Here is a 14,430-nt window from a genome sequence, read left to right as displayed (position 1 = left end):
ATCATAAATTTGTCTTTATTGACAAGGTTAAATAATTTATTTTATTGATAATCTACTGATAGAATTATAAATTATATCTTCAGGCAAAGATTGGCATTTCTGATTTCTTTATCTGTGCCCTAAATATATTATCTCTTCTATTATATAAAAATAAGTTTTTTGAGCTATATTCATTCTCTCGGATTCAAAATTATTTTTTCGCCGTTCTCTTTCCTGTATATCTTTCATTTTTTTCAAGATTCTGTCAGGAAAAATTTATTCCCAGGTCTTTAAGTTGATTAAGCTTTGCGAGGTTTATCATCAGTGGTGTGAGTGATTCCACAGTGCTTGCCTGTTTAAGAGGTCCTCCATCCAGGGGCTTCAGGCATCCCATATGCTTCGTAAGCTCCATGACCAGCTTCTTTGCTTCTTCGTCATCACTGCATATTATTGAGTCATGTACATCCTTGCACTTTACTATATCCCTCAATTTCCCTGCAGGGATATTATGGAAGGCTGCCACAACTTTCGTAGAAGACGGAACTCTTTTCTGAATTGCAAGGGCGGCTGAACCTTCTTCCGGAGGTTTATATACGAATAAGTTTCCTTCCTTTACCATCGGGACTACTGGAGTGATAAGAATCTTATTTTCAATAGCCTCCTGAATCTCATTCAGCAGAGGCAAAACGTGGTCAAAACGAATAGTAAGGATTACTACATCAGCAGCCTGTGCGGCTTCAAGGTTACTACTTCCTGTAATGCCTATCCTGGATGTATCAAATCCGCAGTTCTCAAGTTCGGATAAAGCTTTTTTTGCGGCTTCATTGGCTGATTCCTTGGATCTGGACCCTATAATAACCTCGTTTTTTACACCTTCAGCCATAAGGTTTTGAAGTGCCAGCCTGAGCACCATGCCTTCCCCTATATTTCCGGTTCCTCCCAGGACAGCTATTTTCAACTTATCAGAATTCAATTTGAACTATACCTCCAGCTTTGCTATATCTCCCATAAAATATGTCTGAGAGTTAATATAACTTCTGTCTACCTGAGCTTTTATTCTAGCAGCAAAACCCCGACACATGTGGTTTTCTCAGGCTTGCAGAACTCAAGTACAAGTCCTGCTTTTTCCATTGCCTTCTGAAGGTTTATTCCTACAGCTTCAGGTGCAAAGCGTCTCAATTCCGGTTTTATGCATTTTTTAAGGTTACATGTATCGCACTCGTTACAGGAGCCGGGTCTCAGGAGATGGGCAAAAGTGAAACCTTCCCTGAAGGCTTCATATTCAAGTTCCAGCATTTTATGGAAAGAATCCTTACGAATTTCTCCCCAGGCTTCCTGTATATCCGGAATCTGTGAAGTATCGCGTTCATCGATAAGTAGAAGCGCGCTGCTGTATTCCCCTATGATTTTTCTGAAATCCTCCACCGTTATGATATGAGGAGGGCAACTCAACCTCTTTCCATAACTTCTGCAACCGTAAGCACATTTCAGGGCAATTCTGTTCTCAACCGGAATATCCCCCGCATCCACGAAATAAGCTTTGAGCCCCATCTCTGAAGCTTTCTCAATAAGATCTTCGAATTTTCCTAACATGATAGCCCCTTATCAAAAAGCCCTTTTGTTTCCTTTTAATTTGCTACTTTTTAATTTGCTACTTTTTAATTTGTATCCTTTTAATTTGCTTCCTTTCTAGTTATTATTTCTGTTTTCAGAAATGAACTGAAATTCTATTACCTTGAAAATCCTTTCTATCTTTTTAAGTGAGCGATGTAAGAAATAGAAATCCTTGCTAGAGAAATAACAATTACTTTGGTGGGGAATAAGAAATCTTACGAGAAAATCGGAATGAAATAAAGTTTTTGTTACGAGGAATAACAGTTATTATGTATATCTATTATGTGTATTTATACATCATAATTATAATTTTTCCATTATATTCTCCACTACAGGTTACACTTCTATAATTTGCAATTGATATATTAGTAAAAGGGATCCTTATGATTAAGAAAGTACCTTTAACCGAACTGAAAAATCGCATGTATAACTTTAGAAAGCAAATGAGCATCTCAAATCCAGAATGGGAGATAGCTGTCATCTTCAGTAAAATAAACCTTTATTATTTTACGGGTACAATGCAGGATGGGATGTTGATTATCCCCAGGCACGGAGAAGCAACCTTATGGGTACGCCGCAGTTATGAAAGAGCCCTGGATGAATCTTTATTTCCCAGCATAGAACATATGAATAGCTTTCGTGATGCTGCAAAAAATATAAACGTGCTTCCGGATACGGTATATCTGGAAACAGAGGTAGTTCCTCTGGCTCTATACCAGAGATTCCAGAAATACTTCCCTTTTAAGAATTTCAAACCCGTAGACCCCCAGATTTGCGCTGTCAGAGCAATAAAAAGCGAATATGAACTCTCCCTGATAAGAGAAGCCGGCAGGATTCACCAGCATGTGCTGGAAGAGCTTGTACCTGAAATGCTTCAGGAAGGAATGAGTGAAAGCGACCTGGCAACCAAATTGTTTTCAGTTCTTGTAGAGGAAGGTCATCACGGAGCATGCCGTTTTGGCATGTTCGATACAGAAATGATTCTGGGAAATGTCTGTTTTGGTGAAAGCTCTATCTATCCGACTTATTTTAATGGACCCGGAGGAAAGTACGGGTTATGCCCTGCAGCACCTGTGCTAGGCAGCCGTGACAGAAAATTGAGGAAAGGAGATCTTGTCTTTGTTGACGTCGGGTGTGGGGTTGATGGTTATCACACGGATAAAACCACGACATATATTTTTGGCTCTCCTCTTCCACAACATGCCATAGATGCCCATAATAAATGTGTGGATATACAGAACGAAGCTGCCTCAATGTTAAAACCCGGCGCAATTCCCTCGGAAATCTACACCACCATAATGAATAAGCTCGATTCGGAATTCCTGGAAAACTTTATGGGTTTTGGCAACCGTAAAGTAAAATTCCTGGGTCACGGAGTTGGACTTTTAATCGATGAAACGCCTGTAATTGCAGAAAGTTTTGACGAACCCCTTCAGGAAGGAATGGTATTTGCCCTCGAACCTAAAAAAGGGATTGAAAATATCGGAATGGTGGGAATTGAGAATACATTTATAGTAACTGCTAAAGGTGGAGAATGCATTACAGGGTATAATCCTGGCTTGATCCCTGTATTTTAATTGCGAATCAAGCATCTAGGAGGCTCCTTACTAACAGGATAATGCTATTTCCAGATGCCTGAAAACGGCATTTTTCCTTTCCGAAAAACACTTTTCTGACCCAAAAATATTTTTCAATCCATAAGTTAGAAAGTGCTCCCGCCAGCTTGCCTGGCGGCGCTTGTAGAGGCTTATCTTTAAAAGTCAATAGTCCAACAGTTTATTGGGCAATTACCCAAGGAACTGACTAAACAAGGCTGGTATATCCATTTTTCCTGATTTGATCGATAACTGCAAAAACAGATTTCATTTTTATGAACTCTGCCTGCCTTTACAATACCAAAAAAGCCTCTCTCCCCATTCAATGGCCTTCGAGTCAGAACTGAATAGTCCTGTACTGATGTCGTATTCAACGTTTCCTTTTTTGTACAGGCTCAGAGAAAGGTGTTTATCCGTAACAATGAGCCCCACTTTGATATCTTGATCCATGACAATTAATTTGAAGTTTTCATAATCTTTCAGTGCTTCTACTTTTTCCAAGTAAGGTGATTGATTCAATTCTTCTGCAACATGAAGAGAAACTATAAGCTCAACAGGGATTCCTTCTTTCACTCTTTCAGAGATTGAATCAGCATATCCGCTGGTCACTACAGACGATATACCATATATATGATCTGCTTCTTTAATTATTTTTAACTGGTTGTTATAAACATTAAGGATCTTCATACCTTTATCTTTGAGGACTTCAGACTCATACAGACATCCGATTTCTTTTAAGAAGAAAACGGGAATTCCTTCGAGGCAATGTCTCAACCAGAAATGTTTAAATTTATCAACTGTCCAAAATGTTATAAAAGAGTCAGCTACTCCTGAAGCTACAACTTTTCCTGCGGACGTCAGGAAATACTCACGTCCTTTTGTTTCTATCAGATGATCTGCTTCGAGTTTCCTGAGCTTTGGAATTATAACCTGAGAAGTACTTCCGGTAATTTCACGCAGTTGAGAAAGTTTTCTGCTGTCCTCATTTAATGACAGAAGTATCTCTGTTAGAAGTTTTGACCTGTATATTGCCTGAATGCCATCTCCCATTTCTCTATAAATTTCGAAGCTGTTCATTTCCTGTCGCCACATCTACAGATTTTTTCCTCACTTTCTTATTAAATTGTTTTGATGTAATATATTCTTTTCTTTTGTTGGGGCATGTATATCAGTATCACTTTGCTAATTTTGTTGTTTAGTGAAGAGAAGAATGTTCAGATTATTTGCTAAAAGTAAGGTCGAATTTTAGACGTCAGCTAGAGCTCTGAAACTTCACTGTTTTTGATGAAAAAGATAATCGGTTTAATGAATGTTAATCGGACTGATGAAAAATTCATCGACATAACAAATGTATAAGAGAAGATTATGAGATATTTTTGTATGTGAAGTTCAAACAAACCTTGCAGAGTACATTTGAACTCCACATGCCCTGAGGCAAGGAAATGATAGCTTAAGAGTATTTAAGGCTTGTCTGATCCTGCCTCCGAGGGAAAAAATAACTAGGAGTTAGACAAATGATCAAGAACAAAATTGGAATAGAAACATTAATTTTAGCAATGCTTCTTGTAAGTATTGTTTTTGTACCTGCTGTAAGTGCACAGGCTGACATTTCTCAAAATAAAGAGTATGCTGATGCAATAGACATTTCGAACAAAAAATCAATTTCTAAGGAAGACCTCAAAAAAGTATCAGAAAACGTGAATGTATTGAAAGAAACCGATAACGAAAAGATAGTATCTTTCAAGAAACAAGATGGATCAATTGGATACGCTATTTCATGGAAAGATGAAGAGAATCCTAACAGAGTAAATTTTGCTTTTGTAGATCAGAATGAATTGGTATCCAAAAAGCTCGTATCTGCTTCAAGTCTCAATGATAGTTCGGCAGTTGCAGCAGCAATTTCTGCGGCTAGGACAAGTTTTTGGCATGGAAGTTATATCGAACAGTATGGTGACGCCATAACAGGTGGAATACACATCTACTTCTCCCCAACAGACGCCTCATATGTTGCAGATGTAGGAACAGCCGCAGCTGCGGCATTAGCTGCTATAATAGGTTCATTTTTATCACCTACTGCTTCAGTAATACTAGCTGCACTAGTCACTATAGGAGTGCAAACCGTTTATTGGATGGAACAAAATTCAGATGGTAGCTTAGATGTGCGGATTCCTTACGCAAACGTAGCCTCAATGATACTAACAGGTCATATTTACATGAAAATTGGTAGTCATTGGTATACGGTTTAATTGAGTATTGGCTGATTTTTTAATCAACCGCCATTTTTATTTGGTGATAACATGGAAAGACAACAGATATTAGGGGTTTTAATTTCAATTTTTATGGTTATTGCTATGCTCATACTTAGCGAAGTTGTGGCTAAAAATGTAGTACATGACTATATGTTAATCAAAATTTCACTTATGGTATCTTTTTTTCTTGGACTTCTTTTCTACATGATTTTAGTTAAGTTGGGAATTTATTAGGGAGAATTTTACTAAATCTCTGTTTTTAACCGATTGCTATAATGAGCCTATATATCGGCTCTGTAATAATCCTGTATCGGCTCTGTAGAAATCCTTAATTTTGATGCAGATCTTTCTGTCACTTTTTTGTTTATGTTATACACTATCAGTTTAATTTTTATTTCTTTGACTTGATTGAAGAACTTTCTTGCTCTAAGTACTTCTCCAAACTTCCTTTTGACAACAGAGAATGTTGTTTCCATTATATTCCGTTTATTATACTTGATTTTGTCAAAACCTAAACAACTTTTTTTTCTGTATTTTCCCTTTATCTTCTTCCTTTTTCTTTTAAAGGTATAATTGAGTTTGCTTTAATCTTCTCGGCAGTGTACCTAATTTTCTGTAAAATTGTAAATCTCAAAAAGTTATTGGGTAGAAAATTCAATATCGCAAGATCAATTTTACCCATAATGAACAAAAATTTAACTTCGAATTTACAGTAAATTCACGACGTTGACAAAATGAGTTAAGGTTAATAAAATGATACTTAACAAAATAACATTTAATAAAAAGATGAATAAAGATGAAGCTCAGAGCCTCACCTCTCCGATTTGTTTACGTTGATTTCTGAGGTTTTCTTGCAAGCTTTTTCTTTGCAAGTTTTTCAATTATGCCGAGGCTGACCTCACCGCCGATGCTTAATTTCTTGTTGGCAACTGCACTTTCAAGAAGGTGCTGTCCTACAAGTGTGCGCACGACAAGGGTAGTGTAGCCGTCCGGGCTTCCCACAGACCCGGCAGAAATATCGGCTTTAAGAGCGGTAAAATCTGTACAGACGCCGCAGCCTGGGCGGACAGTGTCCTCAAGTTCGTTAAGAGGGATTACATACTGTGTCCCATCGTTTAAGGTAATCTCGAGCTTGCCCTTAACGTCAATACGGCATACTTTCATGGGCTCAAGGGCGTACTCGCTTTTCAGCTTGCCTGCAATAAGTTTTTCATAGTCGAAACTCTCCGTGCAGAAAAGCCCGAAAACGAAACGGATAGACTTCTTATATGGTTGCACAAGCTGGTGGTCAGTTTCAAGCATTTTGCGGACTGCCTGGACAACACAGGGAACTCCGACAACTGCAATGTTCCTGTACTTCCTGTTTACGACTGCTTCCTTGAGGGAAGAAACAAGAGGAACCCACCAATTGTAACGACTTCCTGCCTGACCGATAAGGGCTTCACTTCTGGTTATTACCATGGAATGCGGCTTGAGGGTCCAGGGATCTTCAGTAACCGTAACCACGGCATCTACAAGACCTGTATCAAGCGCGTTTGCAAGGATTGCTGTGACTGCTCCTCCACTCTGTTTTTTCGGGATATCGAACTCGGCTTTTCCGGCAATGATTTCCAGGTAATCTCCGAGCAGGCTTGAGGGCTGTTCATCGAGCCTCGGACAAACTTCATAGCAGGCTCCGCAGGGGACCCCATCAACAGCGGCTTTACAATAGTTATTGCTCTTTGGGTGTGTAGAATCGCCACCGGTTTCAAAGTACAGGGAATCAGCAGGACAGACTGCAATGCAGGCACCGCAGCCTGAACAAAGGCCTTCGTCCCAGACTTCTGATTTGAGATCAAGATAATTTTTGCTTATTGGTTTTTGTTCTGCCATCTCTCATCACTCCCAGACATATTTGCCCGCGAAAGGCCGGCTGCTTGCAGGTCCGATCTTCGTGTAGTTAGTGTTCAGGAACTCTGCAGGGTCATATCCAAACTGCTCGCAGAAGCTCTTTATAATCGGGGCAATGCGTTCAAGATCGCTTTCGGTAAACTCGAACTTCTTGGCTCCTATTCCAAGCAGATAATCGTCCACTTCCCCACGGATGATAATTTCTCCACCATGGATTCCGCTTCCTATACCCCTATCTGTCATCGCTTCGTCCTTACCGATGCCCAGTACGAGCACAAGACCGCCTGCCATATATTCTCCGAGGAAGGAGTGGGCTGTACCTCCAACTACAAGTACAGGTCTGGATTCCACTCCATACTGTTTCATGTGAATGCCTCCCCGGTAGCCAATGTTGCCTTTTATAAAGACTTTTCCTCCTCGCATGCTGTGTGCAACTGCATCTCCTGCGCTTCCGTGAATTACAAGCATGCCGCTGTCCATAGTGTTGCCAGGAGCGTGTTCAGCATTCCCATTTACAATACATGTCGGCCCACTCATGAACATCCCCAGGTCTCCGCCCGGGACTCCGTTAATTATTAACCGGACGTTGCCTTTTAATCCATCACCTATAAAGCGCTGTCCAAGCACATTATCGAGTATGATTTCTTCTGCCCCGTCCGCAACTGCAGCCCGGATCTTCTGGTTCAGGGGGGTATAATGCATATCTTTTGCATCAATTCTTACCGTCTTCATCTCAATCAGGCCCCCGCTGGAAGTACATCCAAAATTTTAAGCATTCCTTCATCCAGCATATATCCACGCAGGCGATCTCTATTTCCACGCAGGCTTTCAATGCTGTTAATTCCTGCAGCGCCCATAAGTTCGCTGAGTTCTAAAGTCCAGCCTTTGATCAGGTTTGCAACCTGGACTGCACCCCTTTCAGGGTCGATCCTGTTCATGAGATGTGGCTCCTGGGTAGCAATGCCCCATGGGCAGAGGTTTCTATAACAATTACCACAGACTCTGCAGCCCAGAGCAATAAGTGCAGCAGTACCAATATACACAGCGTCTGCACCAAGTGCAATTGATTTAGCAAGATCTGCACTGCTTCTTATTCCACCGCTTGCAATAATCGAGATCTCGTTTCTTGTACCCTGCTCTCTGAGTTTCTTGTCAACACTTGCAATTGCAACTTCAATTGGTATTCCTACATGATCTCTGAATACCTTGGGGGCTGCTCCGGTTCCACCTCGGAACCCATCAATTACCACTGCATCTGCAGAAGAGCGGGCGATACCTGCTGCAATTGGAGCTACATTATGCACAGCTGCGATTTTCACGAAGACAGGCTTTTTCCATTCGGTTGCTTCTTTGAGACTTCGAACGAGCTGGACAAGATCTTCGATGCTGTAAATATCATGGTGAGGAGCCGGGCTGATCGCATCACTACCAAGTGGAATCATACGAGTTCTTGAAACTTCTTCGTTAACCTTTTCACCAGGCAGGTGTCCTCCAATACCCGGTTTCGCGCCCTGACCGATTTTAATCTCAATGGCTGCTCCCCTTTCAAGATAGTCAATATTGACCCCAAAACGGCCTGATGCTACCTGAACAATCATATGATCCTGGTAGGGGTAGAGTTCTTTATGCAGACCTCCTTCTCCAGTTCCCATGAAGGTTCCTATCTCTTTTACAGCTTTTGCCATGCTGAGCTGGGAATTAAGGCTGATAGCTCCGAAACTCATATGTCCAATCATGATTGGAGTATTGAGCTCGAGGTTTGGAGCCAGTTTTGTCTCAAGTTCTATGTCTCCACTCTCGGTCTCCCTGAATTTGAGTCTGGATGGTTTCTTTCCTATGTAAGTCCTGAGTTCCATAGGTTCTCTCAGGGGGTCAATGCTCGGGTTTGTAACCTGGCAAGCATCAAGAAGAAGGCGGTCATAGACAGTTGGCAAATCCCTGGCGTTTCCCATTCCTGAAAGAATAATCTTTCCGCTGCGAGCCTGCTTAATAATATCCTCTCTTACTTCTCTGGTCCAGAGGGGGTGGCTACGATAGTCAACAGGTTTCTCTATAAGTGTAATTGCGTCCCTCGGACACATAGCAACGCACCGAAGGCAGGCTGTACATTTTCTGGATTCCACCAGGATTCTGTCACCTTCTCTCCTGTAAACACCGTAGGAACAATTCTCAATACAGCGTCCACAGTCCATACACTGGTCGCGGTCAATGCTTACCTTAAATTTTGGGGGCACGCTTCCGAGCGTCATTCAATAAACCTCCCTACTACTGGTTCTCCTGCCCTGGGAGTGTATATATTTTTAACTTCGGGGTCAATGACCCTTATTGCGGCTTCTTCACTGGAAATGTAGAGCCGATTTCCATTCTCACCAACTACAAGGGGGCGCAGTTTAATCCTGTCAGTAAAGCCGACAATACCATCTTCTGATCCGACCACAATTGCAAAAGGTCCATTCATGAGGGCAGGCCCATAGGTAAGGCGGATTGCCTTGTTCAATTCTGCCTCTTTTGCTGGCATCCGGTCTATCTCGTCCCAGAAAGGAGGAGCTAAAGCCCTGACAACCATTTCATGTGACAGTCCATGCTGTCTTCCAAGCAGGTCAAACAGATAAGCTACAACTTCAGTGTCAGTAAACAGGGTACACTTGTATCCGTATCCTTCGACATAACGCCGGTTTGTGCCATAAGAGGTAATTTCTCCATTATGCACTACTGACCAGTTAAGTAGATTGAAAGGATGAGCACCTCCCCACCAGCCAGGGGAATTTGTAGGATAGCGGTTATGGGCAAGCCAGATATATCCTTTGTAATCTTCAATTCTGTAAAAGTTTCCCACGTCCTCGGGCCAGCCGGAAGCTTTGAAAACACCCATATTTTTTCCTGAGGAAAAGACTGTAGCTCCTTTTATGTTGGTATTTACTTCCATAACTATGTAAGTGATAACATCACTCTCAGATTCCATCCTCCCTACTATCAGGTCTTCTGAGGGCTTAAAGAAGTATCTCCATGGGATGTGCACTTTCTTCATGCCCGGCTGAGGGGTTGTTGGGATTTCTTCCTGGTGAACAATTTCTCCCCACTGTTCAAGGAGTTCATCTACCTTCTTTTTTGGTTCACCTAAATTGTCAAAGAAAACATGAAGAGCATAGTAATCTGCATATTCTGGATAAATTCCATATGCGGCGTAGCCTGCCCCATCTCCACTACCTCTTTCATCCATGAGGCTGAGGGCAGCTTTTATGCTCGACCCGTCCATTCTGGACTTTGTTCGGTCTATTAAGCCTATTATTCCACACATTTTTATCACTCTGGAAATGGATAGGAATGAACATAACGTGGTATATTCATCAATAACTTTCTGGATTATTTTTACGGCTCATTTTTGAGAAATAGTTCAAAAAATTTGCCAGCTGAAAAACTGGGTTTCAGGGATAATTTTTGTCAGTTTCCGCGATTTGAGGAGCTTTAACTAAATTTGTTTCAATCTAAATTATCTAATTAATGTGAGTGATAAATAGCGCTCCCATATATGGTTTCATTTCTTAACATACATTGAGAGGGTTATCACTAAGGGAAGTAAGTAATTTAGTACCTATTTGACAATATATATATGTTTCTTTTTCCGGCTAAAAGTTCTTGAGGGAAACCAGCAAAGCAAAATGTGTTGTTGTCTTTAATTTTTTTATTTTCTCTTCTTCACTTCTATCTGACACTTGCTCTTTAAAGTTTACTCCATCACCGTCCTCTGAACATCAATGTTATCCCTGCATGTGCAGATTGCCTCTTCGTGAAAAAAAGTAATTAAACATTGGAATTTATAAGAAAGTATTTTAATCTTAATATTTTTCAGGCTTTAATCAAGGAAGGAAATAGAAAAACCTGTAATAAACCTGTAATATAGCATAATCTGTTAAACCGGATGTTAACCGGTTAAGCGGAAACTAACTGATTGAGTGAGAAGACTCTTCTCTGATCTATTGGCTTCTTTTATAAATCTGGGGCACACCTCTCCGAAGGTATCTTCTGAATGAATCTTTTCCAATTCTGAATGAACCTTTTTTAATCTGCTTCACTGAGCTTTTTGATATGCATGGATTCCAGGAGCTGGTAGGATTACAGCATATGAAGGTATTTGTCCAGTTCCCAGGGATGAACTATTGCTTTATATTCGTTCCATTCCATTTCTTTAGCACAGAGGTAGTGACTGAAAACGTGCTCTCCAAGTACTTCTTTTACGAATTCACTGCCTCGCATTTCATCAATTGCCTCTTTGAGATTTGCAGGTAGGGAGCGAATACCTCTCTTCTCTCGCTCTTTCTCTGTCAGATGGAAGATGTTCGCGTTAGTAGGCTCTCCTGGATCAATCTTATTCTTTATCCCATCAAGTCCAGCTCTGAGCATAAGGGCGAAAGCAAGATATGGGTTACAGGCAGGGTCAGGACATCTCAATTCTACTCTTGTCCCATTGCCCCGGGTCGCAGGAATACGAATCAGGGAGCTCCTATTCTTTGCAGACCAGGTTATATAAACTGGTGCTTCATATCCGGGCACAATTCTTTTATAGGAGTTAACTACCGGGTTTATAATCGCAGTGAATTCCCTGATATGTGCTAATAGACCACCAATGTAATACATGGCGCCGTGTGAAAGCTGAGTTGGAGTATCCGGGTCATAGAATGCATTCTTACCATCCATGAATAGAGACTGGTTTGTGTGCATGCCTGAGCCGTTTACCCCAAAGAGAGGTTTGGGCATAAAGGTAGCATAATAACCTTTGTGATATGCAATCGATTTTACCACATATTTGAAGGTTATAACATTGTCTGCAGTACTGAGTACATCTCCGAACCTGAAATCAATCTCATGCTGGGAAGGTGCTACTTCATGATGGGAGGCTTCAATCTGGAAGCCCATATGTTCTAGAGCATAGTCAATATCTCTGCGCACATCCTGTGCCCGGTCAAGGGGCGCGAAATCAAAGTATCCTCCCTGATCCGTAAGTTCTGTAGTCGGATTCCCATTTGCATCAAGTTTGAAAAGGAAAAATTCCAGTTCAGGACCTACGTTCATTGAGTACCCCATTTTTTCGGCTTCTGCAATTGCACTCTTAAGCACATATCTCGGATCTCCCTCAAAAGGCCGTCCATCAGGCAGATACACATCTCCGAGTATCCTGGCAACTGCACCGGTTGCAGGTCTCCAGGGAAGAATCCTGAAAGTCGACGGGTCAAGTACAAGTTTCATGTCAGACTCCTCAATCCTTGTAAAGCCCTGGATGGATGACCCATCAAACATTACCCCGTTTTCAAAAGCTTCTTCCAGCTGTTCGACCGGAATTGCCCAGCTTTTAATGGTGCCGAGTATATCCGTAAATTGGGTCCGGATAAACTTCACGTCTCTTTCTTTTACAGTCTCCATTACATCTTCTTTGGTTGTACACTTTCTTATCTGCACCATTTGATTTCCATCCATAACTATAACTTAGACAACTATTCACTAGGTATCCTATTACCTACTCACAGATATATATATCTTTCCCATTCCTCCATAAAACATTGAACTATTTGATTATCAAAAATATGTTATATGTAAAAGTATTCGTGTGTTCTATCCCATTCTGTTGAACATATTTCTAATCTGGTATATAAAGTCGTTAAAGCTACCAAAGGATTCGATCTCTTAATGCAATTTAAGTTTTTTTGACAGCGCATATTTGCAAAAAGGCTGTAATCTAAAGGAAAAAAATTTTAAAGTTTTTTTGAAACTTAATATTAATAACGGTTGAAATACAGAATAAATTCTGGGTATAGTATGGTTAAAAAGATCAATTTTTTCAAACTTCTTGTTTCTATCTTGCTCTGCCAGTTTGTAGGGGCAATAGGCTCGGTGTTTACAGCTACCTCTCTAGAGAACTGGTATCCTTTACTGCAAAAGCCGACTTTTTCTCCTCCATCCTGGCTCTTCTTCCCAGTCTGGGTTACGCTTTTTACGCTTATGGGAATCTCATTTTACCTTGTGTGGGAAAAAGGGCTTCAAAAAGAGGGGGTCAAGGTGGCGATGCTTATTTTCTGTGTTCAGTTAATCCTTAATGCTCTATGGTCTTTTATTTTCTTTGGGCTACAATCCCCATATTATGCTTTTATCGAAATTATCTTGCTATGGCTTGCAATCTTTCTGACAATAGTGAAATTCATGAAAATCTCAAAAACAGCTTCTTATTTGCTGCTCCCCTATATCCTATGGGTTAGCTTCGCTATGCTGCTTAACTACTATCTCTGGATTCTTAACCCGTAACTGAAGGTTGAGACTTTTTTGCTTTCTGGATTAAAAACAGGCTTGTTTAAAACCTATCCTTATCTCCATAATTTTATTTATCCCTTATAAAATTACAGAGCTCCACAGCCGCAACTTCTTCCCAGAAGGGTCGATATCCTATGCTTCAAATGGCGAAGGTCATCTTCGGACATACTCTGAAGTTCTTTTCCATGTTGTTTTTCTATATGATCAAAAATGGCATTTTCAACTTCTTCCAATTTGCTGCCAGCAGCCATAAAGTTACACTTGAACCCCAGATCCCCGCATCTTATTATTTTCATGATGTTTCCTCTGCGCAAACCGCTCTCAATCAGAATTATCTTATTCAGAGAATAATAAAGATTAATAGAATGCAAAATTAGTTTTTCAGATTATTTTTCCGATAGTTCATTTCTTGTTGAGTTACTGAATCGGAACATATCTTGCACACGTGAAGCTTTCTTTATAGGGTACTTTGATAGTAAGCATGCCATTTTCATTGACAGCGGTTGCTTTTTCTGGATCAACGGGTCCATCTAGAAAGAAGGATCCTATATACTCTACCGTTTTACTGAAAGCTTTAATGTAGAAGCTGTTTTCATGCATCAAAAGCGTTATGTTTTCACTTTTTACATCGGGAAGTTCAACTTCCAGAGTAAGAAGCTGGCGTTTGTCATCGTGATACATTGCTAGTATTGGAGTTTTCAATATTCTGGGTATAGTACTTTCCATAGTATTCTCTCCCCCTTAAAAAATTTACCGTAGATCTCTTTACTCAATAGGTTTTTTATGTCCACTGCTTTTTCAAA

13 protein-coding genes and 1 pseudogene are annotated in these 14,430 nt (G+C 40.6%); 3 read left to right on the top strand and 11 right to left on the bottom strand.

Going from position 1 to position 14,430, the window contains the following annotated elements:
* Positions 1-244: 244 nt before the first annotated feature.
* Both npdG and MSTHT_RS08260 read right to left on the bottom strand, forming a co-directional pair.
* Positions 245-952, bottom strand: a complete 708-nt coding sequence (npdG, locus tag MSTHT_RS08265) for an NADPH-dependent F420 reductase (RefSeq protein WP_048167370.1) — start codon at positions 950-952, stop codon at positions 245-247.
* Positions 953-1,032: 80 nt separating this feature from the next.
* Complete coding sequence (locus tag MSTHT_RS08260) at positions 1,033-1,572, bottom strand: DUF2284 domain-containing protein (protein ID WP_048167369.1); 540 nt, start codon at positions 1,570-1,572, stop codon at positions 1,033-1,035.
* Between the two features lie 404 nt (positions 1,573-1,976).
* Between MSTHT_RS08260 and MSTHT_RS08255 the strand changes: the two genes are divergently transcribed.
* Positions 1,977-3,170, top strand: a complete 1,194-nt coding sequence (locus MSTHT_RS08255; protein ID WP_048167368.1) for a M24 family metallopeptidase — start codon at positions 1,977-1,979, stop codon at positions 3,168-3,170.
* 291 nt (positions 3,171-3,461) lie between these two features.
* Here MSTHT_RS08255 and MSTHT_RS08250 read toward each other — a convergent pair whose 3' ends face one another.
* Positions 3,462-4,238 (bottom strand): helix-turn-helix transcriptional regulator, encoded by a 777-nt coding sequence (locus MSTHT_RS08250; protein WP_374756208.1) that lies wholly within the window; start codon positions 4,236-4,238, stop codon positions 3,462-3,464.
* Positions 4,239-4,702: 464 nt separating this feature from the next.
* On the opposite strand from MSTHT_RS08250, the gene MSTHT_RS08245 reads away from it, so the two are divergent.
* Positions 4,703-5,434, top strand: coding sequence for a hypothetical protein (locus tag MSTHT_RS08245; RefSeq protein ID WP_148704470.1), 732 nt, complete (start codon positions 4,703-4,705; stop codon positions 5,432-5,434).
* Positions 5,435-5,718: 284 nt separating this feature from the next.
* Here MSTHT_RS08245 and MSTHT_RS15520 read toward each other — a convergent pair.
* The 6 genes and pseudogenes from MSTHT_RS15520 to glnA form a co-directional block, all read right to left on the bottom strand.
* A pseudogene (locus MSTHT_RS15520) lies at positions 5,719-5,985 on the bottom strand (transposase); the annotation flags it as partial.
* Positions 5,986-6,265: 280 nt separating this feature from the next.
* Positions 6,266-7,309, bottom strand: a complete 1,044-nt coding sequence (locus tag MSTHT_RS08230) for a Coenzyme F420 hydrogenase/dehydrogenase, beta subunit C-terminal domain (RefSeq protein ID WP_048167366.1) — start codon at positions 7,307-7,309, stop codon at positions 6,266-6,268.
* Between the two features lie 6 nt (positions 7,310-7,315).
* Positions 7,316-8,059 (bottom strand): GltB/FmdC/FwdC-like GXGXG domain-containing protein, encoded by a 744-nt coding sequence (locus MSTHT_RS08225; RefSeq protein ID WP_048167365.1) that lies wholly within the window; start codon positions 8,057-8,059, stop codon positions 7,316-7,318.
* Positions 8,060-8,064: 5 nt separating this feature from the next.
* Positions 8,065-9,576, bottom strand: a complete 1,512-nt coding sequence (locus tag MSTHT_RS08220) for a glutamate synthase-related protein (RefSeq protein WP_048167364.1) — start codon at positions 9,574-9,576, stop codon at positions 8,065-8,067.
* The gene (locus MSTHT_RS08215; RefSeq protein WP_048167363.1) at positions 9,573-10,625 is read right to left on the bottom strand and encodes a class II glutamine amidotransferase; all 1,053 of its coding nucleotides are present in this window, start codon (positions 10,623-10,625) and stop codon (positions 9,573-9,575) included. The genes MSTHT_RS08220 and MSTHT_RS08215 overlap by 4 nt, the downstream gene beginning before the upstream one ends.
* A gap of 815 nt (positions 10,626-11,440) precedes the next feature.
* Positions 11,441-12,784 (bottom strand): type I glutamate--ammonia ligase, encoded by a 1,344-nt coding sequence (gene glnA, locus MSTHT_RS08210; RefSeq protein ID WP_048167362.1) that lies wholly within the window; start codon positions 12,782-12,784, stop codon positions 11,441-11,443.
* 354 nt (positions 12,785-13,138) lie between these two features.
* Between glnA and MSTHT_RS08205 the strand changes: the two genes are divergently transcribed.
* Positions 13,139-13,621, top strand: a complete 483-nt coding sequence (locus MSTHT_RS08205; RefSeq protein WP_048167361.1) for a TspO/MBR family protein — start codon at positions 13,139-13,141, stop codon at positions 13,619-13,621.
* A gap of 92 nt (positions 13,622-13,713) precedes the next feature.
* Here MSTHT_RS08205 and MSTHT_RS08200 read toward each other — a convergent pair whose 3' ends face one another.
* Positions 13,714-13,923 carry a DUF1059 domain-containing protein gene (locus tag MSTHT_RS08200; protein WP_048168475.1) on the bottom strand — a complete coding sequence of 70 codons (210 nt, stop codon included), beginning with the start codon at positions 13,921-13,923 and terminating at the stop codon, positions 13,714-13,716.
* A gap of 121 nt (positions 13,924-14,044) precedes the next feature.
* On the bottom strand, positions 14,045-14,353 hold the full coding sequence (locus MSTHT_RS08195; RefSeq protein ID WP_048167360.1) for an Hsp20/alpha crystallin family protein: 309 nt from the start codon (positions 14,351-14,353) through the stop codon (positions 14,045-14,047).
* Between the last annotated feature and the right edge of the window lie 77 nt (positions 14,354-14,430).

The organism is Methanosarcina thermophila TM-1 (assembly GCF_000969885.1).
In the GTDB taxonomy this organism is placed as follows: domain Archaea; phylum Halobacteriota; class Methanosarcinia; order Methanosarcinales; family Methanosarcinaceae; genus Methanosarcina; species Methanosarcina thermophila.
The sequence above is the reverse complement of the archived record's forward strand: the minus strand, read 5'-3'. Positions and strand labels throughout refer to the sequence as shown.

What these genes read in the sequence shown, in the direction of transcription:
- MSTHT_RS08260 (WP_048167369.1), bottom strand. Translation starts at nt 1,572, where the DNA reads ATGTTAGGAAAATTCGAAGATCTTATTGAGAAAGCTTCAGAGATGGGG.
- MSTHT_RS08255 (WP_048167368.1), top strand. Translation starts at nt 1,977, where the DNA reads ATGATTAAGAAAGTACCTTTAACCGAACTGAAAAATCGCATGTATAAC.
- MSTHT_RS08250 (WP_374756208.1), bottom strand. Translation starts at nt 4,238, where the DNA reads ATGGGAGATGGCATTCAGGCAATATACAGGTCAAAACTTCTAACAGAG.
- MSTHT_RS08245 (WP_148704470.1), top strand. Translation starts at nt 4,703, where the DNA reads ATGATCAAGAACAAAATTGGAATAGAAACATTAATTTTAGCAATGCTT.
- MSTHT_RS08230 (WP_048167366.1), bottom strand. Translation starts at nt 7,309, where the DNA reads ATGGCAGAACAAAAACCAATAAGCAAAAATTATCTTGATCTCAAATCA.
- MSTHT_RS08225 (WP_048167365.1), bottom strand. Translation starts at nt 8,059, where the DNA reads ATGAAGACGGTAAGAATTGATGCAAAAGATATGCATTATACCCCCCTG.
- MSTHT_RS08220 (WP_048167364.1), bottom strand. Translation starts at nt 9,576, where the DNA reads ATGACGCTCGGAAGCGTGCCCCCAAAATTTAAGGTAAGCATTGACCGC.
- MSTHT_RS08215 (WP_048167363.1), bottom strand. Translation starts at nt 10,625, where the DNA reads ATGTGTGGAATAATAGGCTTAATAGACCGAACAAAGTCCAGAATGGAC.
- glnA (WP_048167362.1), bottom strand. Translation starts at nt 12,784, where the DNA reads ATGGTGCAGATAAGAAAGTGTACAACCAAAGAAGATGTAATGGAGACT.
- MSTHT_RS08205 (WP_048167361.1), top strand. Translation starts at nt 13,139, where the DNA reads ATGGTTAAAAAGATCAATTTTTTCAAACTTCTTGTTTCTATCTTGCTC.
- MSTHT_RS08200 (WP_048168475.1), bottom strand. Translation starts at nt 13,923, where the DNA reads ATGAAAATAATAAGATGCGGGGATCTGGGGTTCAAGTGTAACTTTATG.
- MSTHT_RS08195 (WP_048167360.1), bottom strand. Translation starts at nt 14,353, where the DNA reads ATGGAAAGTACTATACCCAGAATATTGAAAACTCCAATACTAGCAATG.